Genomic DNA, 23834 nt, shown 5'->3' with positions numbered 1-23834 from the left:
TGTCTTGCCAATTACGGAGTAGAAGTGCCAATGAATGCCGAAAAATCGCCGGTAAACCATAACGTAGACCACGAAGAGATCGCTAAATTTGAAGCTGTCGCCTCCCGCTGGTGGGATCTTGAAGGTGAGTTCAAACCGCTGCACCGCATTAACCCGCTGCGTCTGGGCTATATTGCCGAGCGTGCTGGCGGTTTATTTGGCAAAAAGGTGCTCGATGTCGGTTGTGGCGGCGGCATTCTGGCCGAGAGTATGGCGCGCGAAGGCGCGACGGTGACCGGTCTGGATATGGGCTTTGAGCCATTGCAGGTGGCAAAGTTGCACGCGCTGGAAAGTGGCATTCAGGTAGAGTACGTGCAGGAAACCGTGGAAGAGCACGCGGCAAAACATGCCGGGCAGTATGACGTGGTGACCTGCATGGAGATGCTGGAGCACGTCCCCGATCCGCAGTCAGTGGTCAGAGCCTGTGCGCAACTGGTGAAACCGGGCGGCGATGTCTTTTTCTCGACGCTTAACCGCAACGGCAAGTCATGGCTGATGGCGGTGGTTGGCGCGGAATATATTTTGCGCATGGTGCCCAAAGGCACGCACGACGTGAAGAAATTTATAAAACCGGCAGAACTGCTGGGCTGGGTGGATCAGACCAGTTTAAAAGAGCGACATATAACCGGGCTGCATTACAACCCGATCACTAATTCCTTTAAGCTCGGCCCCGGCGTCGATGTGAACTATATGCTGCACACGCAGAATAAATAAAATTGTTAGCCGGATAAGGTGCTCGCACCACATCCGGCTACAATGCCGGGCGCAAAGCAGCTACCATTTCACCGTCATCGACAAAAACCCTGCCGTCTGGGCAAAATCATCACTCCCTTTCTGCCACGCCACGCTGCCGCGCAGCGAAACTCGCTGACTGATATTGCCCGTGACTCCCACTTTTATTTCACCCCGTTGCTTCACCGCATCGTCACTGATAGTGCTGCCATCTTCTTCAATTTCCGTCGCATGGGGATCGTGATAATAATTCAGATCTAATGATGGTATGACATGAACAGCGGTACGCCATTCGCTGTGTAAACCCAGCCGCGTTTGAATATCATCACCCTGCGATTGTGACACGCGCGCATGGTTAGCGGCGGTAAAATCATCCTGCTGCACGCCCTGATAAATCACCTGCGCCTGTGGTTCAATCACCACTCCATGCCCCGGTAACCACTGATACCCGGCTTCCAGCGAGGCGATAATCCCCGATGAGTGGTAATGATCCACGCCATCTTCATGTTCGGAAACATCATTGTTAAACCACGCGTATTGCAGCCAGCTATCCAGCCAGGCCCCCTGCTTCTGATTACCGTGCTGAAACCAGCTTGAGGTCAGACCAACGGCATAACCGTGGTTCTGGTTATCGGCGCGAGTTCCGGTCATATTCGAGCGGCTGTCGCCCTGGTTATCACTGTAGCCACCAACCGCCCCAAGCATCCACTCGCCATCCGCGCCCCAGCGTCCGCTAAACAAGTCGCCGCTAAGCTGCACCGTAGAAGTATCTTCATGCTGAGCCAGTTGCCCCGCTGCTGTGTAATGATAATCTCCGCCGATAATACGTAAATTCAGCGTCTGACCATCGCCACCAGCGTGATCGTGTCGCTCCATCACAAACGCCTGATTTGCCGCCCGCAGGTTATTAAAATATCCACCAACTTTGGCATTCAACACCGGCTGGTAGGCAGGCGTAGGTTCCGGGTCGGGTGTTGGATCAGGAGTCGGGTCTGGATCAGGTGGCGATGGTGGCGTTGCTTCTTGCGATCGCAGATACCAGTCGTTGTTATCTTCCACCAGCGTGTAGTCATACGCTCCCATATTGACGTAGCCGCTGCCCGCCAGACTGAACTGCGCATTGTTTTGAAATTGCGTTGGATCGGCTGCGAAATCAACCACTTTAATGCCTGTAGATGTCGGCTCACCAATACCCGTAATGGGATTAATTACCACGGTCGTGTTGCCAGCAGTATTACCGTTCAACACCAGTTGGTCACTTGCCGAGTCATCGCCGTTTAATTCGCTATCGAGCAGTAGCGTACCACCGCCGGTATAATCACCGTTTACCGTCAGCGTGTCGCCGGCGACGCCATTTTGCAGGCTGACCGCACCGGACGTATTGGTCAGATTGCCATTAACTGTTACGTCGGAAAGATAAGTCAGGCTGTCAGTTTCAAGGTTGGTGTTAAGCTCGCCTGTCAACGTCACGCCATCGGTGGCATTCACCAGCGTCCCATCGCCGTTAAACAGTGAGGCATTAAGGGCGACGGAAGTATCCTGCCCGGTCAGGCGCAAAACCGTACCATCGCTGATGTCGATAGTGCCGCTGGAAGTAACATCAATTGACTGAATATCCTGATCCGCGCCAGTCTTGAACGTTGCCCCGTCACCGACCCACAGCGACGAAGCATAAGGGAAGATATCCGCAACATCGCCTTTCAGGGTGCCTTCTTCGACACGTACCGCCGACTGCGTCGTACCGCTGGCGGTCAGTTCCAGCGTACCCGCCCCCGTTTTAGTCAATGTGCTACCCTCATCCTGATGCTGCCCGCTGCTGTCAGCCATCAGTCCGCCCCACTGCGTGTCTACCCCCGCATCAACCGCCACTTCACCGTCGGCGCGCATTTCAATATCACGCCCGTGACCTGCTGCCTCTGAACGAGTATCAACGTCAGCGGTAATTTCCATCTCACTTTGTTGTTGGCTATCAGTAAAGATGAGCTGACGGTTTTCGTCGGTATTGCCAAGCTGCGAGTTGTCGCTCACCACCAGCGTACCGGAAGCGATTTGCGTGGTGCCCAGGTAACTATTATTGTTTGCCAGGCTAACCAGCCCGTCGCCCGCATCGATCACCACGTAGACGCCATCTTTCCCGTCGCCGCCGATATGCAAATTGTCGCCGCCTGCGAGATCCACCACATCCTGACTGCCGATAACCGTACCGCCGCTGCCGCTGACTTCAAGGCCATCGTTGTATGATGTGCCGCTCTGCCAGGTGGCGAAATCAGAGAGATCAAGCACGCCGCCGTTTAACACGATCGACTGCGGATCGTCCTGGAGAGCGGCAAGATCTGCCGCGTCGCCTTCCAGCGTAAGCACCGCGCCATCATCAACGACTATATCGCCAGTTAGCGCCATCGACTGTGCCCCTGCCAGCACGTAGCTGCCGTTTTGCGCAATGGTGAGCTGACCAGCACCTTCGATGGTGCCAGCAAAACTGCCTTGATTAACAGTAACATTGCCACCAGCATCGATATTTAAAGTGCCATTCTGAAAGCCCGTCAATGCGTGCACAAAAGTTTGTTGGGTCGAGCCAACGTTTAGCTCAGCCTGATTCTGATACTGATCAATACTCCCTATCGTCAGACCGTAGCAGTCTTGCGGATCGTCCTGGCAATGCGTATCGCCGACATTCATCAGGGAGTTGCTGCGGCCCAGGGTAACTTCACCGTTTTCTATCTGCATCTCGCCAGTAAAGTCATTGTTATTTGCATTAAGTACCAGATCGCCGGAACCTGTTTTGGTGATTACCCCGGTACCAGCAATAGAGTCAACAGCTCCGTCATTCTCTGTATTGCCGATAACCAGCGTTTTTCCGTCGGCAATATCAAAGGTAACTTCACTTAAGCCGAGATACATAAAGCCGCCCGCCGCAGTGGAAGGACCATCCCCATAACCTGCTGCGCTGTTGTTCTCATCCACTAACACGCCGTTGTTCTGGCTGTAGCTGTCATCAACTGAAATATCAATAAGATAGGGAGCCGTCACGCTATTGGTATAAATCGCCCCACCATATCCCTCAGCAGAGTTATTTGTAAATGCGGTGTTATTTATTATTGTGAAACCTGACGGATGCGTGATATTGCTATTATTATCGGTGACATCGATTGCCCCTCCATCGCCATCACTGTAACTTGTTGATGTATATGCCTGGTTGTTATCAAAAATAACTTCACTTAAATAGACGTCATTGTTGATGGTATAAATTGCACCACCTTTGCCGTCATTAGCGATGTTATTGCGAAACACGGCGTTAGTGACACTTAAATCGACGACACCGGTATCGTTAGTACCAGAAGAATAGATTGCGCCACCATAGCCACCTGCAACGTTATCGGAAAAAATAACATCAGTAAGATTCAGCGTTGAGTTTTCTTTAGCAAATATTGCCCCGCCGTTATTATATTCTCCTGAGACAGTATTATTGGCAAACAGAGTCATTCCAGTTTCATTTTCTGGCGATAGAGAAAACTCCGCTCCTTGTTGCAAAAATACGGCCCCACCGCTGGCGTTATTGTTCATATCCGAAAAAACCAGCCATTGCCCATCGGCGATGCTCCAGTCCTGCGTAATGCCTGAAAGGCTTTGCCTGCTGGCGTGACAACTCGCTTTGATATCATATCCCTGACATGAATCAATGACCGCCGCGACACCGTTAGCAGAGAAAAGAGATGCAATCATTGACGGGAGTAAAGATAAATACTCCTTGCGTAGAAAAATAATCCGCATATTAATCTGACCATCATTTTCTATAAGACGGCATATTTAATCGCATTATACGATATGGGTTATTTTTCTTTTGTAAATTGTTCAACCCGGTGCAATGGCTATTTTGTTATTATTTCATGAATAATATCAGTGCGTCATAATTCAAGTTAATCACCTTAAGGGATATCAGTTATGTTTAAACTGAATTAAAGTAATGAATAATTTTCTTATAATATAAGGTAAATTAACAAAATGGCTTCGCATTTAACAACAACCGAAGAGAAAACAACCATTTCGACATCAACAATCGCTTACATTCGCTTATATATTGACCATAACTGATACATCAGATTATGTGATGACTCGTGCTTAGATCAATTTTTGCAATCATTAGCCAAAAGATTAATAAACCATCTATATCAATTTATCTAACCTATTCTTCCGTTCAAGAAATCGCCGAACAGTTATTTTTAACAAATTTTTCTCTTCCCATTGACTTTCCCGGACACCTTGTCTGACCTAAGGTGCGCGAAAGCCACTTTTTCCTTCCTGAGTTATCCACAAAGTTATGCACTTGCAAGAGGGCCATTTTCACACTATCTTGCAGTGAATCCCAAACATACCCCCTATATATAGTGTTCTAAGCAGCTTCCCTTACTACAGGTAGTCTGCATGAAACTATTGCGGAAAGAATTCCAAAAACAGGTACGACATACATGAATCAGAATCTGCTGGTGACAAAGCGCGACGGTAGCACAGAGCGCATCAATCTCGACAAAATCCATCGCGTTCTGGATTGGGCGGCAGAAGGACTGCATAACGTTTCGATTTCCCAGGTCGAACTGCGCTCCCACATTCAGTTTTATGACGGTATCAAGACCTCTGACATCCACGAAACCATTATCAAGGCTGCCGCAGACCTGATCTCCCGTGATGCGCCGGATTATCAGTATCTCGCCGCGCGCCTGGCGATCTTCCACCTGCGTAAAAAAGCCTACGGCCAGTTTGAGCCGCCTGCGCTGTACGACCACGTGGTGAAAATGGTCGAGATGGGCAAATACGATAATCATCTGCTGGAAGACTACACGGAAGAAGAGTTCAAGCAGATGGACACGTTTATCGATCACGACCGTGATATGACCTTCTCTTATGCTGCCGTTAAGCAGCTGGAAGGCAAATATCTGGTACAGAACCGCGTGACCGGCGAAATCTACGAAAGCGCCCAGTTCCTTTATATTCTGGTTGCCGCGTGCCTGTTCTCGAACTACCCGCGTGAAACGCGCCTGCAATACGTGAAGCGTTTTTACGACGCGGTTTCCACATTTAAAATTTCGCTGCCGACGCCAATCATGTCCGGCGTGCGTACCCCGACTCGTCAGTTCAGCTCCTGCGTACTGATCGAGTGCGGCGACAGCCTGGATTCCATCAACGCCACCTCCAGCGCGATTGTGAAATATGTTTCCCAGCGTGCCGGGATCGGCATCAATGCCGGGCGTATTCGTGCGCTGGGTAGCCCGATTCGCGGTGGCGAAGCGTTCCATACCGGTTGTATTCCGTTCTATAAGCATTTCCAGACAGCGGTGAAATCCTGCTCTCAGGGCGGTGTGCGTGGCGGTGCGGCTACGCTGTTCTACCCGATGTGGCATCTGGAAGTGGAAAGCCTGTTGGTGTTGAAAAACAACCGTGGGGTGGAAGGCAACCGCGTGCGTCATATGGACTACGGGGTACAAATCAACAAACTGATGTATACCCGTCTGCTGAAAGGTGAAGATATCACCCTGTTCAGCCCGTCCGACGTACCGGGGCTGTACGACGCGTTCTTCGCCGATCAGGAAGAGTTTGAACGCCTGTACACCAAATATGAGAAAGACGACAGCATCCGCAAGCAGCGTGTGAAAGCCGTTGAGCTGTTCTCGCTGATGATGCAGGAACGTGCGTCTACCGGTCGAATCTATATTCAGAACGTTGACCACTGCAATACCCATAGCCCGTTTGATCCGGCCATCGCGCCAGTGCGCCAGTCTAACCTGTGCCTGGAAATCGCCCTGCCGACCAAACCGCTGAATGATGTCAACGACGAGAACGGTGAAATCGCGCTGTGTACGTTGTCTGCTTTCAACCTGGGCGCAATTAATAGCCTGGATGAACTGGAAGAGCTGGCGATTCTGGCAGTACGCGCACTCGACGCGCTGCTGGATTATCAGGATTACCCGATCCCGGCCGCCAAACGTGGAGCGATGGGTCGTCGTACGCTGGGTATTGGTGTGATCAACTTCGCTTACTACCTGGCGAAGCACGGTAAACGCTACTCCGACGGCAGCGCCAACAACCTGACACATAAAACCTTCGAAGCTATTCAGTATTACCTGCTGAAAGCCTCTAATGAGCTGGCGAAAGAGCAAGGCGCGTGCCCGTGGTTTAACGAAACCACTTACGCGAAAGGGATCCTGCCGATCGATACCTATAAGAAAGATCTGGATGCCATCGCTAATGAGCCGCTGCATTACGACTGGGAAGCACTGCGTGAGTCAATCAAAACGCACGGCCTGCGTAACTCCACGCTTTCTGCTCTGATGCCGTCAGAGACTTCTTCGCAGATCTCTAACGCCACTAACGGTATTGAACCGCCGCGCGGTTACGTCAGCATCAAAGCGTCGAAAGACGGTATTCTCCGCCAGGTGGTGCCGGACTACGAGCATCTGCACGACGCCTATGAGCTGCTGTGGGAAATGCCGGGTAACGATGGCTACCTGCAACTGGTGGGTATCATGCAGAAATTTATCGATCAGTCGATCTCTGCTAACACCAACTACGATCCGTCACGCTTCCCGTCAGGAAAAGTGCCGATGCAGCAACTGCTGAAAGACCTGCTCACCGCCTACAAATTCGGGGTCAAAACGCTGTATTATCAGAACACCCGTGACGGTGCTGAAGACGCACAAGACGATCTGGTGCCGTCAATCCAGGACGATGGCTGCGAAAGCGGCGCATGCAAGATCTGATAATCCCCCAGCCTTTGCACCAAACCGTCCCCTCTCCCCTTGCGGGAGAGGGTTAGGGTGAGGGGTAATAAAACCACAGGACACATTCATGGCATATACCACCTTTTCACAGACGAAAAATGATCAGCTCAAAGAACCGATGTTCTTTGGTCAGCCGGTCAACGTGGCTCGCTACGATCAGCAAAAATATGACATCTTCGAAAAGCTGATCGAAAAGCAGCTCTCTTTCTTCTGGCGTCCGGAAGAAGTTGACGTTTCTCGTGACCGTATCGATTACCAGGCACTGCCTGAACACGAAAAACACATCTTTATCAGCAACCTGAAATATCAGACGCTGCTGGACTCCATTCAGGGTCGCAGCCCGAACGTGGCACTGCTGCCGCTGATCTCGATCCCTGAACTGGAAACCTGGGTCGAAACCTGGGCGTTCTCAGAAACCATTCACTCTCGTTCTTATACCCATATCATTCGTAATATCGTTAACGATCCGTCCGTTGTGTTTGATGATATCGTCACCAACGAGCAGATCCAGAAACGTGCGGAAGGGATCTCCAGTTATTACGATGAGCTGATCGAAATGACCAGCTACTGGCATCTGCTGGGCGAAGGTACCCACACCGTTAACGGTAAAACCGTAACCGTTAGCCTGCGCGAGCTGAAGAAAAAACTGTATCTCTGCCTGATGAGCGTTAACGCGCTGGAAGCGATCCGCTTCTACGTCAGCTTTGCTTGTTCCTTTGCCTTTGCAGAACGCGAACTGATGGAAGGTAACGCCAAAATTATTCGCCTGATTGCCCGCGACGAAGCCCTGCACCTGACCGGTACTCAGCATATGCTGAATCTGCTGCGCAGCGGTGCGGATGATCCGGAGATGGCGGAAATTGCCGAAGAATGTAAGCAGGAGTGCTATGACCTGTTTGTCCAGGCGGCACAGCAAGAGAAAGACTGGGCGGATTATCTGTTCCGCGACGGTTCGATGATTGGTCTGAATAAAGACATTCTCTGCCAGTACGTTGAATACATCACCAATATCCGCATGCAGGCAGTCGGTTTGGATCTGCCGTTCCAGACGCGCTCCAACCCGATCCCGTGGATCAATACCTGGCTGGTGTCTGATAACGTGCAGGTTGCTCCGCAGGAAGTGGAAGTCAGTTCTTATCTGGTCGGGCAGATTGACTCGGAAGTGGACACCGACGATTTGAGTAACTTCCAGCTCTGATGGCTCGCGTTACCCTGCGCATCACTGGCACACAACTGCTGTGCCAGGATGAACACCCTTCCCTTCTGGCGGCGCTGGAATCCCACAATGTGGCGGTTGAGTACCAGTGCCGCGAAGGTTACTGCGGTTCCTGTCGCACGCGCCTTGTTGCAGGCCAGGTGGACTGGATTGCCGAACCGTTAGCCTTTATTCAGCCGGGGGAAATTTTGCCCTGTTGTTGCCGGGCAAAAGGCGATATTGAAATCGAGTTGTGATCGGGTACTAGCGCCAGATACGACGCTTACGCGTATTATCTGGCCTACAACGATTACATGGCGTAGTAATACGCTTTCACCTGCTCCCAGTCCGCTTTGGGGATCGGCTCCAGATATTTTTCCAGCTGGCGGAAGTCATGATTAATCGCTTTATCGCGACGCAAGCGGCGACGACTTTTCTCCAGATCAAGAAATCCAGCTTCTGCCTTACCTTCTGTTTTCACATAGATATGGCGAACATAGCAACAGCCATGCTGACGATTAACGCTATGCATTTTCTTAAACGCCAGCGCCACTGCTTTCAACATGGCTTGCCGTACTTCGTCAGAATAGGGCGTTACTGCATGCTGGGCATACCAGTCAGCAATGCTGATGAACCCCGCCATATCTTCAGTCACCAGCAACGCGCGCCATTCCCCCTCAATTTTCACCGCTTCACCAAAAACGATCTTCGGCACGATGACACCGGCCCGTTCCAGTTCTTTAATTACCGCAACCTCACGGACAATCGTTGGTCGGCCGAACGGATAACGTACGGAATGAAACAGATGATGCGTCATGCGCTTTACATATAGCTTTTTGCCGTTGCGCTCGACGCATTGCACCCCGCTCATACCATTGCGGCGATAGTTAGGCTCTTCAACCCAGTCGCCCTCTGTTGCCCACCAGTGATTAAATTCGTCGTGCTTTGCTGAAACTGCCATACCCTATCGCCTGTCATTTTTTATTAACGACAATGACTATAGGTGGTTACCTGCGAAAAATCTTAATGAAACGTGTCGTATTAATGAATTTCTTTTGCCACTACTAGCGCAACACCGCTTTTACCCTTCATTTGCAGCGCATAGACTCCACCAGCCACTACCACTAATAGTGCACCCAGCAGATAAATCATTCGGTAGCCAGTATGTGCAACCATCATCCCCATCACACAGGCTCCCAGCGCCAGGCCTGCATCCATCGCATTGAAGAAGAGGGAGTTTGCGACACCGATTTTATGCGGTTCCACTGAACTGATAATCTGCGTCTGAAAAACTGGCGTCACGGAACCATACCCGATACCAATCAATGCGCCAGAAACAACCATCATTATGCTTCCCTGGGTGTAGCCGAGAACCACCAGTCCTACCGTAAAGAACACAAGGCAAGGGTAAACCACATATTTCGGTCCTTTTTTGTCGCAGACATTGCCGGTAAAGGTACGGCAGATCATCAGGAAGATAGCGTAGCAAAGCAGGAAATTACTGGCTGCCGACATCAGGTTAAGTTCGCGTGCATAAAGCGCCAGAAAAGCAGAAACCCCGGCATACGAAAAGGTCATAAAAAAGGTGACCATCGCAAATGGCAACGCCGCGCGATCGAACATGGCGGCGAAGCCCATTTTCGGCGTTGAACCATCAGCATGGCTGATAACCGGCGGCACTGTCATAATCAGCGACAGAATAATCCCCACCGCTGCCACGCCGGTGCATAGCCAGAAAGCCAGATTAAAGGCTTCCCAGCGCGCCATATTCAGACCAATCCACGGCCCGACCACCATTGCCAGCCCCATTGCCAGAGAGAAAAAACTGATGCCCTCCCCACGTCGGGAGGCCGGGATCAGCCGCGCGGAAATCGTTCCTTTTACCGTAGTGATAACCCCGAAGGTAATACCATGAAGCACCCGAATAAAAAGCAGTGATTCAATTGAGTGGCAAAAAGGATACAACGCTGTGACCAATAAAAAGGCCAGAGAAGAGAGCACCAGAATAGTTTTATTCGAGTATTTACCCACCCATTGCCCGGCAAATGGGCGAATAACAATGGCGGCAATTAAAAATAAAGTCACCAATAAACCGGCTTTATCAGGAGAGGCATGCAAGCGGTCAGAGATATAAATTGGCAACAATGTTAGTAAAACATAAAAGACGAAGAAAATAATAAAGCTGATGATGGTTATTGCCCAAAAATCCTTCGTCCATAACTTCTCTTTCATACCCTACCGCCTGTCAGGATGACGCACGCAGACAACACTCCCGTTACTGCGGTTGCGTCAAATTGTGATGTACTTTGCAGAACAGAAGTATAAATGGCTGCATGCTATTAGAGAAATTAATCGTTTTAATATTATTGATTAGCAAACTCTAATGACTCTTACCCAAATAAACTCTTTACTCGCCGTGCTGGATTACGGTGGCTTTACTGAAGCCAGCAAGCGATAGTTCATGACGCAGTCGGCGGTAAGTCAGGCAATTGCTAGCCTCGAACAAGAACTTGGTGTGAATATACTGTTACGCGATCGCCGTAAAGCTATACAACTGACCACAGCAGGTCATCGCATTGTGCAACATCTGCGCGCCATTAATCGGGAAGTTAACGCAGTAAAAGAGATAGCCGAGCAGGAAAAGCAGAACCCTCAAAGAACGCTGAGACTTGGTTGTTTCCCCAGCGTCTGCGCCTGTATCTTACCGGTTGTGATTCGCTACTTTGAAATTCATCATCCGAATATAAAAATTATTCCTTTTGAGGAAAATAGCACAGCGATTATTGATTCGCTTCAGAATGAATCCATTGATGCCGGTTTTGTTCATTTTCCGGTGAGCGGAATGTACTCCGTGCCCATTTATCAGGATAAATTCACCGTAGTGTTACCGCCCGACCATGCTCTGGCAAAAAACAGCACTATTACAGTGGAAGAGTTAATGGGTGAACCATTAATTATTAGTAAAGGACGCTATGAATTAAGCATTATGGCACTATTTAAAGAAAAGAATATTACCCCACAGATAAAATATGAATTTAATCACCCGGATACAGCGATCAGTTTTATTCGACAGGGATTAGGCATCGCCTTATTACCAGAGTTAACGCTGAAAACCATTGCAGATGAATTGTGTTCCGTTCCTCTCGAACCAACCTTCTATCGACAGATTTCGTTGCTGGCTAAAGAAAAGCCGGTAGAAGGCAGTCCACTGTTTTTACTACAAATGTGCACAGAACAATTAGTGGTGAGTGGAAAAATTTGATGTAAGACATGAGATTGATGACAAATGCAAGACTGCCTGATTCGCCACACTTAGTTGTACTATAGCCTTTACCAGGCGTAATAATTCGTTTTCACCTGATTTTGGCCCACTTTGTGAATTGGCGATATATATTTATCCAGTTGGGAGAAGTGACAATGACTCCAGGTAGAAATCGGTATGAAGCGCCCGACTCACTGTCAAAACCGATCGTTGAGAGTAATGACACTCCGGCGAACAGTACACAGTTTACTCTGGAGCCATTCTCAATCTTCAAGTGGGATACCTAGTAACTTTTCAGGGAAGTTATCAATATCTGTTTGTTACTTATTACCGTATTTATTAACAATAATGATACTTTCTACCATGCGTAAAGGTCTTCGTAATAAAATGAGCTAAATTTGATAGTGAATATATTTTGCAAAGATTAGATTGTATCTTGTTAACTCACAATACAAGGAATCATTTATGCCAAATACATCTATTCACTTATCTCCCTGTAATATTTTACAAAATAATAAATTGCAACCAACAGAAATTTACAAAGAATCACAACAAACCGCGAAACTTGAGTTTTTTTGCGATGAGTTTCTAAAAATATCTCAAAGTAGATACGGGTTATCAACTTCAGCAGACAGCATAGCTAATTTATTGGCTTTTTTCACGAAAGCCTCAGATGCAATTGATAGTATCAAGACCCAAAAAATTGACGTTCACAGTTATGGTTTCGTACCAATAAGACATTTTGTCGAACATGTCATAACGTATAAAAATGAATTTGCAGCGGATTATGAACCCTATACCCTTACCTTTACCCGAGGTGAAAACAACGAAGGTATTTTGAGTGTCGAAAGCAAAGAAGGGTTTATTTCACAAAGAACAATAAACTTAAATGAATATGAAACTGCAATTAACATCATCAATGAACATGTTATAAAAGAAAATATCCACAACACGGTCCAGTCACCGACAGAAAAAGACATTTCAAAAATAAACAGCTCTGATAAATCTTATAAAACCAGCAGTGAGAAAAGTATTAAAAGTCAACTTTACAGCGATCAAAAAAAATATACAGACCTGCTACTACATTCTGAGAAAAATACAGAATGGTACAAATACGCATCCTCCGTGGAACGCTATGATAAATTCAAGAATTCTTCTAAGGAAATTAAAAATACCCACAAGCAAATTGTACAAGCGCAGAAAAAATTGAACCAAATGAAATACATCAATAAATTAAGTGGTGAGCTTATCGATATCGCCGACAAAAAGTTAGCACCATTAATAAATGATAGTTTCAGCTATACACGAGATTTCTTTGCTTACTCAAAACAGGAAAATAACATCTTCACGTTTGATAATTCTAAGTTTGAAGATCCAAAGGAAAAAAAAGGTTTAATGGTACAACACAGCAATGGACAACTGGTTATTACTGGTGAATATTATCCTGAAGGTGTGCAAATAGCATTCACTCAAGAACAATATAATAAATTAATAAGATACATTAATATTTTCTTTACTTTTCCGAAATGCGAATAATACTTTACAGTATAAACTGCAATACAATTTATTATTGAACCCAATTCATACTGTTTAAGGAATAACAATGCCCAGTGTTAGCTTTCTTAACGAATGAGTTTTACGCAAATATGTTGGCATCTTTTTTAACAGGATGCACCGGTTAATGAATAGAACAACCGGGAGTAGCATTATTTCGCTTTAGCAGAGGATGGCGCATGAACGCCATCCTGCAATAGCATTACTCTTTATTAAGGAATTTTACTGCCTTATCAGGGAAATCAGTAAACAGCCCATTTACACCCGCTTTGTTATACAGAGCATCATATAACTGATTCACATCAGTAGTGTATTCAGGCAGCTTATCTGACCGCACGGTGTAAGGATGCACTACCAGCTTGTTCTGCTGAGCATCTTGCACCATGCCAGTGAGTTTGATATTACCTGGCTGCGATGTCTCCTCAATCAACATATGATAATCCGGACCAATACCATCAGCATATTCCGCCACCTGTTTCATGGCCCCCGGCTTAAACATCCAGTCGTAGTTGTAATTAACCCAGCTTCCGTCCGGCTGTTTCTGCTGAGTTTCGTTCCAGTCGGTATAGGCAATCAGCTGTACCAGATTGAGGTCCATGCCCATTTTAGGTTCCAGCTCATTCTTAATACGCTTCAGTTCATCGGCATCAAAACATTGCAAATAAACTTTGTCGTCCTTACCGCTGTAACCATATTTCTTCAGCACTTCCAGCGTTTTAGCCGCAATATCCTTCCCTTCCTGATGATGGAACCACGGCGCTTTAATTTCTGGATAGATACCGATATTTTTCCCGGTAGAGTGATTTAACCCCTGAACAAATTCAATCTCTTCTTCGAAAGTGTGTACCCGGAAGTCAGATTTACCCATCGGGAAACGCCCCGGATAAGTCTGTACTTTCTTACCGTTTTCAATATCGAAACCTTCGGTAAATTTCAGCGACTTAATTTCATCGAGCGTGAAATCTATCGCGTAGTAACGACCGTCTTTGCGCGCCCGATCCGGGAAACGATCGGCAACATCAGTAACACGATCGAGATAATGGTCATGCAGGACAACCAGATGGTCGTCCTTCGTCATCACCAAATCCTGTTCCAGATAATCCGCTCCCTGCGCATACGCCATCGCTTTTGCTGGCAGCGTATGCTCCGGCAAATATCCACTGGCACCGCGATGGGCGATGACTATTTTTTCGTTGCTATCCGCCGCCATTGCACTGCTTCCCATGATCATTCCACTCATCATGATCGCCATGCTAAGGTTTTTTAGCGTCAATTTCATGCCATTAGCCTCCGTTGCGTTTTTGCAGTAATTCCTGATGGCGACGTTTTTCGCCAATCATCACAACAATCAACAAGATAACCGCGAGAATGCTGCCGCCAATCATTACCATAAAGCCGCCATCCCAGCCGAAGAAGTCCACGGTGTAGCCAACAATCGCGCTCGCCGCCACCGAACCGCCCAGGTAACCAAACAGCCCGGTAAAGCCCGCTGCCGTACCTGCCGCTTTTTTCGGTGCCAGTTCCAGCGCATGCAGACCGATCAGCATCACAGGGCCGTAGATCAGGAAGCCGATAACAATCATACAAATCATATCTACGGTTGGGTTACCTGCCGGGTTCATCCAGTAAACGATAGTCGCGATGGTCACCAGTGTCATAAAGAAGACGCCGGTGGCCCCACGGTTGCCACGGAAGACTTTATCCGACATCCAGCCGCACAGCAGGGTGCCCGGAATGCCCGCATACTCATAGAAGAAGTAGGCCCAGGAGGATTTATCCAGCGCGAAGTGTTTCACCTCTTTCAGATAAGTCGGTGACCAGTCGAGGATGCCGTAACGCAGCAGATAAACGAACACGTTGGCGATAGCGATGTACCACAGCAGTTTGTTCGGCAGCACGTACTGCATGAAGATTTGCTTCGCCGTCAGCTCCTGTTCCGCTTTTTCGTTATAGTCGTCCGGATAATCATTTTTGTACTCTTCGATCGGCGGCAGGCCACAGGATTGCGGGGTATCGCGCATCATCGCAAAGGCGAACAGTGCCACCAGAATGGCGCAGAAAGCGGGCATATAGAGCGCCGCGTGCCAGTCATTGAACCAGGCCATCCCCAGCAGGAACAGCAGCGGCGGAATACCACCACCGACGTTGTGCGCACAGTTCCACACTGACACAATGCCGCCACGTTCTTTCTGCGACCACCAGTGCACCATAGTACGACCGCACGGCGGCCATCCCATCCCCTGGAACCAACCGCAGAGGAACAGCAGCACAAACATCACCGCAATGCTCGACGTCGCCCATGGCACAAAGCCCATAAACAACATCACTGCCGCCGCCAGAATCAAACCTGCGGGCAGGAAAACGCGCGGATTCGAGCGATCCGATACCGAACCCATGATGAATTTCGAAAATCCATAAGCAATCGAGATCCCCGAAAGGGCAAAACCTAAATCACCGCGTGAGAATCCCTGCTCAACCAGATAAGGCATAGCGAGCGCAAAGTTCTTACGAACCAAATAGTAAGCAGCATAGCCAAAGAATATCCCCAGGAAAATTTGCCAGCGCAATCGACGATAAGTCGGATCGATCTCCGCGGCAGGTAAGCGCGCTTTATGTGGCGCTGGTTTAAAAATACTCAACATTGATAGCCTCCGTGGCCCGTGGTCTTATTTATGATTAACAGCCTGATTCAGTGGGAGAACCTGCCGTTTCTTGAGTTGCCGCGATGTTAAGAAAACATTCATAAATTAAATGTGAATTACCGCACACATTATTAAATACGATGGTTGAAATGTTCAGAATGACGCATGAAATCACTTTTCACTTTCGAATTATGAGCGAATATGCGCGAAATCAAACAATTCATGTTTTTACTATGGCTAAATGGTAAAAAACGAACTTCAGAGGGATAACAATGAAAACTCGCGACTCGCAATCAAGTGACGTGATTATCATTGGCGGCGGCGCAACGGGAGCCGGGATTGCCCGCGACTGTGCCCTGCGCGGGCTGCGCGTGATTTTGGTTGAGCGCCACGACATCGCAACCGGTGCCACCGGGCGTAACCACGGCCTGCTGCACAGTGGTGCGCGCTATGCGGTAACCGATGCGGAATCGGCCCGCGAATGTATTAGTGAAAACCAGATCCTGAAACGCATTGCACGTCACTGCGTTGAACCGACCAACGGCCTGTTTATCACCCTGCCGGAAGATGACCTCTCCTTCCAGGCCACTTTTATTCGCGCCTGCGAAGAAGCAGGGATCAGCGCAGAAGCTATAGACCCGCAGCAAGCGCGCATTATCGAACCTGCCGTTAACCCGGCACTGATTGGCGCGGTGAAAGTTCCGGATGGCACCGTTGATCCATTTCGTCTGACCGCAGCGAACATGCTCGATGCCAAAGAACACGGTGCGGTTATCCTTACCGCTCATGAAGTCACGGGGCTGATTCGTGAAGGCGCGACGGTGTGCGGTGTTCGTGTACGTAACCATCTCACCGGCGAAATTCAGGCACTTCATGCGCCTGTCGTAGTTAATGCCGCCGGGATTTGGGGGCAACACATTGCCGAATATGCCGATCTGCGCATTCGCATGTTCCCGGCGAAAGGATCGCTGCTGATTATGGATCACCGCATTAATCAGCATGTGATCAACCGCTGCCGCAAACCTTCCGACGCCGATATTCTGGTGCCTGGCGATACCATTTCGCTGATTGGCACCACCTCTTTACGTATTGATTACAGCGAGATTGACGATAATCGAGTGACGGCAGAAGAAGTTGATATTCTGCTGCGTGAAGGGGAAAAACTGGCCCCCGTGATGGCGAAAACACGCATTTTGCGGGCCTATTCTGGCGTGCGTCCGCTGGTTGCCAGCGATGACGACCCGAGCGGACGTAACGTCAGCCGTGGCATCGTGCTGCTCGACCATGCTGAACGCGATGGTCTCGACGGATTTATCACCATCACCGGTGGCAAACTGATGACCTATCGGCTGATGGCGGAATGGGCTACTGACGCGGTGTGTCGCAAGCTGGGCAACACGCGCCCCTGTACCACTGCCGACACGCCGTTGCCTGGCTCACAGGAACCGGCAGAAGTCACGCTGCGCAAAGTGATCTCCCTGCCCGCTCCGCTGCGCGGTTCCGCAGTTTACCGGCACGGCGATCGCACACCAGCCTGGCTGAGCGAAGGCCGCCTGCACCGCAGCCTGGTATGTGAGTGCGAAGCGGTAACTGCGGGTGAAGTGCAGTACGCAGTAGAAAATTTAAACGTTAACAGCCTGCTGGATTTACGCCGTCGTACCCGTGTAGGGATGGGTACCTGCCAGGGCGAACTCTGCGCCTGCCGGGCTGCCGGACTGCTGCAACGTTTTAACGTCACGACGTCCGCGCAATCTATCGAGCAACTTTCCACCTTCCTTAACGAACGCTGGAAAGGCGTGCAACCCATAGCATGGGGAGACGCACTGCGCGAAAGCGAATTTACCCGCTGGGTTTATCAGGGACTGTGTGGTCTGGAGAAGGAGCAGAAAGATGCGCTTTGATACTGTCATTATGGGCGGCGGCCTCGCCGGCTTACTCTGTGGCCTGCAACTGCAAAAACACGGCCTGCGCTGTGCCATTGTCACGCGTGGTCAAAGCGCGCTGCATTTCTCATCCGGTTCGCTGGATTTGCTGAGCCATCTGCCAGATAGTCAAGCTGTGACAGACATTCACCACGGGCTGGAATCGTTATGTCAGCAGGCCCCTGCCCATCCTTACTCTCTTCTCGGGCCACAACGCGTACTCGATCTCGCTTGCCAGGCGCAGGCATTAATCGCTGAAAGCGGTGCGCAATTGCAGGGCAGCGTAGAACTGGCTCACCAGCGGATTACGCCGCTCGGCACTCTGCGTTCTACCTGGCTAAGTTCGCCAGAAGTCCCCGTCTGGCCACTGCCCGCGAAGAAAATATGTGTAGTGGGAATTAGCGGCCTGATGGATTTTCAGGCTCACCTTGCGGCAGCTTCGTTGCGTGAACTCGGCCTTGCCGTTGAAACCGCAGAAATAGAGCTGCCGGAACTGGATGTCCTGCGCAATAACGCCACCGAGTTCCGCGCGGTGAATATCGCCCGTTTCCTTGATAATGAAGAAAACTGGCCGCTGTTACTTGATGCGCTTATTCCTGTCGCCAATACCTGCGAAATGATCCTGATGCCCGCCTGCTTCGGCCTGGCCGATGACAAACTGTGGCGTTGGTTGAATGAAAAACTACCTTGTTCACTGATGCTTTTGCCAACGCTGCCGCCTTCCGTGCTGGGCATTCGTCTGCAAAACCAGTTACAGCGCCAGTTTGTGCGCCAGGGTGGCGTGTGGATGCCAGGCGATGAAGTGAAAAAAGTGACCTGTAAAAATGGCGTAGTGAATGAAATCTGGACGCGCAATCACGCCGATATCCCGCTGCGCCCACGATTTGCGGTGCTTGCGAGCGGCAGTTTCTTTAGCGGCGGACTGGTGGCAGAACGTGACGGCATTCGCGAGCCGATTCTCGGCCTTGATGTGCTACAAACCGCCACGCGGGGTGAATGGTATAAGGGCGATTTTTTTGCGCCGCAACCGTGGCAGCTGTTCGGTGTAACCACTGATGAGGCACTACGCCCGTCGCAGGCAGGGCAAACCATTGAGAACCTGTTTGCCATCGGTTCGGTGCTGGGCGGATTTGATCCCATCGCCCAGGGATGCGGCGGCGGTGTTTGTGCCGTCAGTGCTTTACATGCCGCTCAACAGATTGCCCAACGCGCAGGAGGTCAACAATGAACGACACCAGCTTCGAAAACTGCATTAAGTGCACCGTCTGCACCACCGCCTGCCCGGTGAGCCGGGTGAATCCGGGATATCCGGGGCCAAAACAAGCCGGGCCGGATGGCGAGCGTCTGCGTTTGAAGGATGGCGCACTGTATGACGAGGCACTGAAATATTGCATCAACTGCAAACGTTGCGAAGTCGCCTGCCCGTCCGATGTGAAGATTGGCGATATCATCCAGCGCGCACGGGCGAAATATGACACCACACGCCCGTCGCTGCGCAATTTTGTGTTGAGTCATACCGACCTGATGGGTAGCGTTTCCACGCCATTCGCACCAATCGTCAATACCGCTACCTCGCTGAAACCAGTGCGGCAGCTGCTTGATGCGGCGTTAAAAATCGATCATCGCCGCACGCTACCGAAATACTCCTTCGGTACGTTCCGTCGCTGGTATCGCAGCGTGGCAGCCCAACAAGCGCAATATAAAGACCAGGTGGCTTTCTTTCACGGCTGCTTCGTTAACTACAACCATCCGCAGTTAGGCAAAGATTTAATTAAAGTGCTCAACGCAATGGGTACCGGTGTACAACTGCTCAGCAAAGAAAAATGCTGCGGCGTACCGCTGATCGCCAACGGCTTTACCGATAAAGCACGTAAACAGGCAATCACAAATGTAGAGTCGATCCGCGAAGCAGTGGGAGTAAAAGGCATTCCGGTGATTGCCACCTCCTCAACCTGTACATTTGCCCTGCGCGACGAATACCCAGAAGTGCTGAATGTCGACAACAAAGGCTTGCGCGATCACATCGAACTGGCGACCCGCTGGCTGTGGCGCAAGCTGGACGAAGGCAAAACGTTACCGCTGAAACCGCTGCCGCTGAAAGTGGTTTATCACACTCCGTGCCATATGGAAAAAATGGGCTGGACGCTCTACACCCTGGAGCTGTTGCGTAAAATCCCGGGACTTGAGTTAACGGTGCTGGATTCCCAGTGCTGCGGTATTGCAGGTACTTACGGTTTCAAAAAAGAGAACTACCCCACCTCACAAGCCATCGGCGCACCACTGTTCCGTCAGATAGAAGAAAGCGGCGCAGATCTGGTGGTTACCGACTGCGAAACCTGCAAATGGCAGATTGAGATGTCCACAAGTCTTCGCTGCGAACATCCGATTACGCTGCTGGCCCAGGCGCTGGCTTAAACTCCTTTCTGATGCCCGGTAAGCATGTTGTTACCGGGCATTTTTGCGTACACGATTCCGTGCCCAATGTATGCGTTGCAACGCAGTGAAAATTCCTCTGAAAACGTCTCGCAAAGGCTAAAACTGGCAGATGTCAAAGGCCTGGGATAACCGTAATGTCGCGTCATCATAAATATCAGGTGACGGACAACCATGACCGAATCAACAACCTCCTCCCCGCATGATGCGGTGTTTAAAACCTTTATGTTCACACCCGAAACCGCACGGGATTTTCTGGAAATACATCTACCAGAGCCGCTGCGCAAGCTTTGCAACCTGCAAACCTTACGCCTGGAACCCACCAGTTTTATTGAAAAAAGTTTACGCGCTTACTACTCGGATGTTTTGTGGTCCGTGGAAACCAGCGACGGTGACGGTTATATCTACTGCGTGATTGAACATCAAAGCTCTGCAGAAAAGAATATGGCTTTTCGGCTAATGCGCTATGCCACTGCCGCCATGCAGCGTCACCTGGATAAAGGCTATGACAGAGTTCCGCTGGTGGTGCCATTGCTGTTTTATCATGGCGAAACCTCGCCCTACCCGTACTCACTCAACTGGCTGGATGAGTTTGACGATCCGCAACTTGCCCGGCAGTTGTACACCGAAGCTTTTCCGTTGGTGGATATCACCATCGTACCTGACGATGAGATTATGCAACATCGGCGTATAGCTCTGCTTGAACTGATTCAAAAGCATATTCGCGACCGCGATTTAATCGGTATGGTCGACAGGATCACCACGCTTTTGGTTAGAGGCTTCACTAATGACAGCCAGCTACAAACGCTGTTTAATTATCTGCTGCAATGCGGCGATACCTCCCGTTTCACCCGTTTTATTGAGGAGATTGCCGAACGTTCACCACTACAAAAGGAGAGATTAATGACTATTGCTGAACGGCTACGGCAGGAAGGACACCAAATTGGCTGGCAGGAAGGTATGCGTGAACAAGCCATTAAAATTGCCTTGCGCATGCTGGAACAGGGCATTGATCGTGACCTGGTGCTCGCGGCCACCCAGCTAAGCGAAGCCGATCTGGCAGCGAATAACCACTAATTAACACAGGCCCACAGCCGATCCCCATGGGCCTTTGATATCAATAACTACCTTTTATGCGTGGCCCATTTTTGCCTGATTTAAACATCGCCAGTCGTTGATCCAGGGCATCGCTGTAGAGCATCGTGTCAACACCAACAGCGACAAAGTTCGCTCCCCACGCCAGGCATTGCTGCGCCATATCAGGAGCCACAGCCAGAAAACCAGCCGCTTTACCCGCAGCACGGATCCGCCGAATGCTGGTTTCAATAATTCGCTGCACTTCCGGGTGCCCGGCGTTATCCGGGTAGCCCAACGAGGCAGAAAGATCCGCAGGTCCAATAAACACGCCGTCAATCCCTTCGACGTCGAGGATTTCGTCCAGGTTATCCAGTGCTGTTTTACTTTCCACCTGCACCAACAGACAAAGCGAATCGTTGACTTGCGCCATGTAATTCTCAATGCGTCCCCAGCGCGCAGCCCGTGCCACACTGGCCCCGACACCACGCTCACCGTAGGGAGGATAGCGCGTGGCAGACACCACCTGACGTGCCTGATCGGCAGTATCGACCATCGGGATTAGTAGAGTTTGCGCGCCAATATCCAGGACTTGTTTAATCAGCGACTTACTGCCTTCCACCGGACGGATCACGGGTTGGCTGGCATAGGGCGCTACCGCCTGTAGCTGGTGATAAAGATCCTGAATGGTGTTTGGCGCGTGCTCCCCGTCAATCAGCAACCAGTCATAACCGGAGGTGGCGGCAATTTCTGCCATATAAGAAGTAGTCGAGCTTAACCACAGACCAATTTGCACTTCGCCTTTGCGTAAACGTTCTTTAAAGGGATTGGTTAATAATGCGTTCATGGTGTTCCTTAACCTATTAATGATGTGCCACGTCGGTCTGCGCAACAGTGCGATTTACACGCAGAGTGAAAATAATCAGCGAACCGATGACCGCCACCGCTGCCAGCGTCAGTAATCCCGCCGCATCGCTGGCAAACAACGTTTCTGCTTTCACGCGCAGGATCGGGGCAATAAACCCGCCCACTGCACCAAACAGGTTTACAAAACCAATCCCCGCCGCCAGCGCCGTACCGGAAAGCAGTTGTGTCGGCATCGTCCAGAACACCGGCTGCACGGCAATAAACCCGATGGCTGCAACACACAGCGCTACGATCGCCAGTACTGGAGAAAGCAGCCCGGAGAGACCAATACCAATGCCCGCCGCCAGTAATGTCAGCGCCGCGACATTACGCCGTTCGCCGGTTTTATCGGAATAGCGCGGAATAAGCCAGGTCCCAAACAAGGCCGCGACCCACGGAATGGCGGTGACCACCGACGCCGTAAAGCCCACTTTTGTCCCCAGCAATGCAGCAACCTGGGTCGGCAGGAAGAAAATTAATCCGTAAACCGCCACCTGAATGGTCAGGTAGATAATCGCCAGTTGCCAGACTCGGCCATTACGCAGCGCATCGCTCAATCGAGAAGTCACTTTCTGTTGTTCTTCACTTGCCAGTTGATTGATAAGCAACGTTTTTTCTTGTTTACTCAGAAAACGTGCCTGCTCCGGTGTGTCATCAAGCCAAAAGAATGTGAATACCCCAGCGCCAACTGCCAGCAATCCTTCAATCACAAACATCCAGAACCAGCCGGGATGCCCCATAAATCCATGCATCTCCAGCAGCGCGCCGGAAAGCGGTGATCCCAGTGTTAACGCCAGCGGTGCGCCCATATAGAACAACCCCATAATGCTGGCGCGATTACGCTGCGGAAACCATTGCGAGGTGAGATAAATCATACCAGGGAAGAACCCGGCCTCCGCAGCACCAAGCAGAGTACGAACGATCAGAAATTTCGCTTCAGTATCGGCCCATGCCATGGCTGCCGAAAGAAATCCCCACAGCAGTGTTGTCGTACCAATCCAGGTTCTGGCCCCCATTTTGCGCATCAAAAGATTCGCCGGAACACCCAGAAACGCATATACCACAAAGAAAATGCCTGCTCCCAGCGCATAAGCTTCATTACTCAGCCCGGTATCAATCTGGTAGGTTTGTTTGGCAAAACCAATATTCGAACGGTCGAGAAATGCCAGCACATACAGCGCCAACATAAACGGAATTAAACGCGCTCGGTTTTTCTTCACCACGGCGTCAAGCAAAGCGGTGCTCATAAAAAGCTCCTTAGAATATGTGGGCGTTACCGTTGTCACAGCAACGCCCGGAGTG

Annotated in this window: 16 protein-coding genes and 2 pseudogenes; 10 read left to right on the top strand and 8 right to left on the bottom strand. The window is 50.1% G+C overall.

Annotated elements, in window-relative coordinates; all coding sequences use genetic code 11:
* Positions 1-30 precede the first annotated feature (30 nt).
* Positions 31-753, top strand: coding sequence for a bifunctional 2-polyprenyl-6-hydroxyphenol methylase/3-demethylubiquinol 3-O-methyltransferase UbiG (ubiG, locus tag ACJHYD_RS01715; protein ID WP_000990772.1), 723 nt, complete (start codon positions 31-33; stop codon positions 751-753).
* Between the two features lie 60 nt (positions 754-813).
* Here ubiG and yfaL read toward each other — a convergent pair whose 3' ends face one another.
* Both yfaL and ypaB read right to left on the bottom strand, forming a co-directional pair.
* The gene (yfaL, locus tag ACJHYD_RS01710) at positions 814-4542 is read right to left on the bottom strand and encodes an AIDA-I family autotransporter adhesin YfaL/EhaC (protein ID WP_021519829.1); all 3729 of its coding nucleotides are present in this window, start codon (positions 4540-4542) and stop codon (positions 814-816) included.
* A gap of 424 nt (positions 4543-4966) precedes the next feature.
* Entirely contained in the window at positions 4967-5110 is a 144-nt protein-coding gene (gene ypaB, locus ACJHYD_RS01705; RefSeq protein ID WP_001300064.1) for a protein YpaB, read from the bottom strand.
* Positions 5111-5237: 127 nt separating this feature from the next.
* Here ypaB and nrdA point away from each other — a divergent pair, with 127 nt between their 5' ends.
* The 3 genes from nrdA to yfaE all read left to right on the top strand — a co-directional run bounded on the left by nrdA (position 5238) and on the right by yfaE (position 8996).
* On the top strand, positions 5238-7523 hold the full coding sequence (gene nrdA / locus ACJHYD_RS01700) for a class 1a ribonucleoside-diphosphate reductase subunit alpha (RefSeq protein ID WP_001075170.1): 2286 nt from the start codon (positions 5238-5240) through the stop codon (positions 7521-7523).
* 88 nt (positions 7524-7611) lie between these two features.
* Positions 7612-8742: a class Ia ribonucleoside-diphosphate reductase subunit beta gene (gene nrdB / locus ACJHYD_RS01695; protein ID WP_000332037.1), complete on the top strand. Its 1131-nt coding sequence runs from the start codon at positions 7612-7614 to the stop codon at positions 8740-8742.
* Entirely contained in the window at positions 8742-8996 is a 255-nt protein-coding gene (gene yfaE, locus ACJHYD_RS01690; RefSeq protein WP_000135039.1) for a ferredoxin-like diferric-tyrosyl radical cofactor maintenance protein YfaE, read from the top strand. The genes nrdB and yfaE overlap by 1 nt, the downstream gene beginning before the upstream one ends.
* A 53-nt stretch (positions 8997-9049) precedes the next feature.
* Here yfaE and inaA read toward each other — a convergent pair whose 3' ends face one another.
* Positions 9050-9700: a lipopolysaccharide kinase InaA gene (inaA, locus tag ACJHYD_RS01685; RefSeq protein WP_000301028.1), complete on the bottom strand. Its 651-nt coding sequence runs from the start codon at positions 9698-9700 to the stop codon at positions 9050-9052.
* Between the two features lie 80 nt (positions 9701-9780).
* Positions 9781-10971, bottom strand: a complete 1191-nt coding sequence (locus tag ACJHYD_RS01680; protein ID WP_001551374.1) for an MFS transporter — start codon at positions 10969-10971, stop codon at positions 9781-9783.
* Between the two features lie 151 nt (positions 10972-11122).
* On the opposite strand from ACJHYD_RS01680, the pseudogene ACJHYD_RS01675 reads away from it, so the two are divergent.
* Positions 11123-12001, top strand: a pseudogene (locus tag ACJHYD_RS01675) (LysR family transcriptional regulator).
* Positions 12002-12466: 465 nt separating this feature from the next.
* A pseudogene (locus ACJHYD_RS01670) lies at positions 12467-13537 on the top strand (hypothetical protein).
* A 220-nt stretch (positions 13538-13757) separates the two neighbouring features.
* Here the strand turns inward: ACJHYD_RS01670 and glpQ are convergent.
* Positions 13758-14834: a glycerophosphodiester phosphodiesterase gene (glpQ, locus tag ACJHYD_RS01665; RefSeq protein ID WP_000779071.1), complete on the bottom strand. Its 1077-nt coding sequence runs from the start codon at positions 14832-14834 to the stop codon at positions 13758-13760.
* A gap of 4 nt (positions 14835-14838) precedes the next feature.
* Entirely contained in the window at positions 14839-16197 is a 1359-nt protein-coding gene (glpT, locus tag ACJHYD_RS01660) for a glycerol-3-phosphate transporter (RefSeq protein ID WP_000948724.1), read from the bottom strand.
* 272 nt (positions 16198-16469) lie between these two features.
* On the opposite strand from glpT, the gene glpA reads away from it, so the two are divergent.
* The 4 genes from glpA to ACJHYD_RS01640 all read left to right on the top strand — a co-directional run bounded on the left by glpA (position 16470) and on the right by ACJHYD_RS01640 (position 21629).
* The gene (gene glpA / locus ACJHYD_RS01655) at positions 16470-18098 is read left to right on the top strand and encodes an anaerobic glycerol-3-phosphate dehydrogenase subunit A (protein ID WP_000857245.1); all 1629 of its coding nucleotides are present in this window, start codon (positions 16470-16472) and stop codon (positions 18096-18098) included.
* A complete protein-coding gene (gene glpB / locus ACJHYD_RS01650) occupies positions 18088-19347 on the top strand; it encodes a glycerol-3-phosphate dehydrogenase subunit GlpB (RefSeq protein WP_001551377.1) in 1260 nt (419 codons plus the stop codon). Before glpA ends, glpB begins: the two co-directional genes overlap by 11 nt.
* Positions 19344-20534: an anaerobic glycerol-3-phosphate dehydrogenase subunit GlpC gene (glpC, locus tag ACJHYD_RS01645; protein WP_001000377.1), complete on the top strand. Its 1191-nt coding sequence runs from the start codon at positions 19344-19346 to the stop codon at positions 20532-20534. The genes glpB and glpC overlap by 4 nt, the downstream gene beginning before the upstream one ends.
* Before the next feature lie 192 nt (positions 20535-20726).
* Positions 20727-21629: an ISNCY family transposase gene (locus ACJHYD_RS01640; protein ID WP_001551378.1), complete on the top strand. Its 903-nt coding sequence runs from the start codon at positions 20727-20729 to the stop codon at positions 21627-21629.
* Positions 21630-21669: 40 nt separating this feature from the next.
* On the opposite strand, the gene yfaU is transcribed toward ACJHYD_RS01640, so the two are convergent.
* Both yfaU and ACJHYD_RS01630 read right to left on the bottom strand, forming a co-directional pair.
* Positions 21670-22473: a 2-keto-3-deoxy-L-rhamnonate aldolase gene (yfaU, locus tag ACJHYD_RS01635; protein ID WP_000992992.1), complete on the bottom strand. Its 804-nt coding sequence runs from the start codon at positions 22471-22473 to the stop codon at positions 21670-21672.
* Between the two features lie 16 nt (positions 22474-22489).
* A complete protein-coding gene (locus tag ACJHYD_RS01630) occupies positions 22490-23779 on the bottom strand; it encodes an MFS transporter (RefSeq protein WP_001551379.1) in 1290 nt (429 codons plus the stop codon).
* Between the last annotated feature and the right edge of the window lie 55 nt (positions 23780-23834).

This window comes from Escherichia sp. WS1368 (assembly GCF_046487485.1).
Lineage (GTDB): Bacteria > Pseudomonadota > Gammaproteobacteria > Enterobacterales > Enterobacteriaceae > Escherichia > Escherichia coli.
The sequence above is the reverse complement of the archived record's forward strand: the minus strand, read 5'-3'. Positions and strand labels throughout refer to the sequence as shown.